Here is a 1,814-nt window from a genome sequence, read left to right as displayed (position 1 = left end):
AAAAGAAAAGATAAAACGATAAAGAAGATGATGGAAGAAATCACCCACCGGAGTGCGTTCCACATGGAAAGGAAACCTTCAGATAATCCGAAAAAGGAAAAAAAGTAAACTCCAACGGCATGACCCATCACCGGCAACAGAAAAGCGATTCCGATGACAAACACCATAGCAATCGTTAATATAATGGCAATGAATCTAGAGACTATAAATGGCCGGTCTTCTTCCACATCATGCGCGCGGTTAAACGCGCGCATGATCGCGTTCACTCCGTTTGACGCTGCCCACAGCGTTCCTACTAAACCAATTGACAATAGACTTCCGTTTTCATCCTGTAATAACGATGTGACATTTTCAGTAATCATATCGAACGTTTCTGGCGGAGCATATGTCTGGACCAAGGCGAGCACTCGATCTTCATCAATATGTAAATAGCCAAGTAAGGTAGCCAGGAAAATCATGAAAGGAAATAACGATAACAGAAAAAAATAGGCAAGTTGAGCTGCCATCCCTGCTACATCGTCTTCACCAAACCGGGAAAACAACTCTTTGCCGAACGCTATGATATTCTTCATGACATTCCTTCACCTCTGTGATCAAGAAGCCTCTTTAGGGTCATCAACAGCTTTCAACTGCTGCTCCACTTCTTGGTTGATTTCGCCTACTCGATTCAACATCTCTTCTGCTTTGTTGAGGATTTCGATCAGGTCTTCTATACTTTTATTAATGCGGTTGGACAAATATTCATAATTCACTCTGATCGAGTGGATGGCTTCAGACGGATGCGTCACATAGCCTTTACATGAAGATCCTACGGAGCGAGATTTACTCCCTACATACTCCCTGGTGTCTCTGTCTAAAAGCATGAGCGCACCTCCAATTACTGCCCCTGCAAATACGCCTTTCCATAGCTTGCTCTGTCCCATCAAAATTCCTCCTTATAGTTGATGATTTTCTTTAATATCTTCAAGCAGCTTCCTACACCCATCACTCACTAACTCATATACATATTCGAAATTACCTGTAAAATAAGGGTCCGGAACTTCCGTTTCGTTAACTTCAGGTACATAATCCAAAAGCTTGCCAACGACTACGTCATTTTTTTCACGAATGGATTTTAAATCATTAATGTTCTTATCGTCCATAGCGATGATGTAATCAAAGTCATCCCAATCGGTCTCCTTCACCTGACGGGCTGTTAACCCTTCATAGGAAATTTGGTGATCATCCAATATCTTCCTTGTTCCTTCGTGAGGCTGGGACCCTGTATGCCAATGACCGATACCAGCGGAATCCACTGTGATCTGATCACTCAGTCCATCTTTTTGCACTAAATCTTTAAATATCGCCTCAGCCATAGGTGACCTGCATATATTACCAAGACAAACAAACAATACACGAATCATTGTACTTCCTCCATCTATAGTATTTCATCATTACTAATTTCTATGAACACCATAAAAATCCTTCTCCACGACAGAGATATAGTGGATATTTTCCCCTAATTTGACGAAATAAACTAAGATTCGATTTTTAATATTTTCAAATTCCCTTGACTTTTATATGAAATTTTCGGAATATTTTATATATAACTAAAATTCTACATAAAAAGTGAAGGGGGATATCATGGAGGAGAGAAGCGCATTATATAACTTTTTTGATACCGCAAGCGGAATTGTATGGGGACCTTTTTTATTAATATTATTAGTAGGAACTGGCGTTTATTTGACATTAAGACTAGGGTTTCTACAATTCAAAACTCTTCCTTACGCACTTAAACTGGCTTTCAAGCCTAGTAAGAAGAAAAACAAGAAAGA

The 1,814-nt window shown here is 39.7% G+C and carries 3 protein-coding genes and 1 pseudogene; 1 reads left to right on the top strand and 3 read right to left on the bottom strand.

The window, feature by feature from the left end; genetic code table 11:
• The 3 genes from LD39_RS20120 to LD39_RS20110 all read right to left on the bottom strand — a co-directional run.
• Nucleotides 1-572, bottom strand: a 572-nt coding sequence (locus LD39_RS20120) for a YihY/virulence factor BrkB family protein (protein WP_035552741.1), incomplete at its 3' end; no start/stop codon positions are given.
• Nucleotides 573-593: 21 nt separating this feature from the next.
• Nucleotides 594-923 carry a hypothetical protein gene (locus LD39_RS20115; RefSeq protein WP_035552739.1) on the bottom strand — a complete coding sequence of 110 codons (330 nt, stop codon included), beginning with the start codon at nucleotides 921-923 and terminating at the stop codon, nucleotides 594-596.
• A gap of 12 nt (nucleotides 924-935) precedes the next feature.
• Entirely contained in the window at nucleotides 936-1,403 is a 468-nt protein-coding gene (locus LD39_RS20110; RefSeq protein WP_035552736.1) for a low molecular weight protein-tyrosine-phosphatase, read from the bottom strand.
• Nucleotides 1,404-1,623: 220 nt separating this feature from the next.
• Here LD39_RS20110 and LD39_RS23685 point away from each other — a divergent pair.
• A pseudogene (locus tag LD39_RS23685) lies at nucleotides 1,624-1,814 on the top strand (sodium:alanine symporter family protein); the annotation flags it as partial.

The organism is Halobacillus sp. BBL2006, assembly GCF_000786645.1.
In the GTDB taxonomy this organism is placed as follows: domain Bacteria; phylum Bacillota; class Bacilli; order Bacillales; family Halobacillaceae; genus Halobacillus.
Note: the sequence above shows the minus strand (reverse complement) of the source record. Positions and strands in the feature narration are given on the sequence as shown.

Excerpts from the sequence above, each read along its gene's own strand:
- LD39_RS20110 (WP_035552736.1), bottom strand. The coding sequence starts at position 1,403 with ATGATTCGTGTATTGTTTGTTTGTCTTGGTAATATATGCAGGTCACCT.
- LD39_RS20115 (WP_035552739.1), bottom strand. The coding sequence starts at position 923 with ATGGGACAGAGCAAGCTATGGAAAGGCGTATTTGCAGGGGCAGTAATT.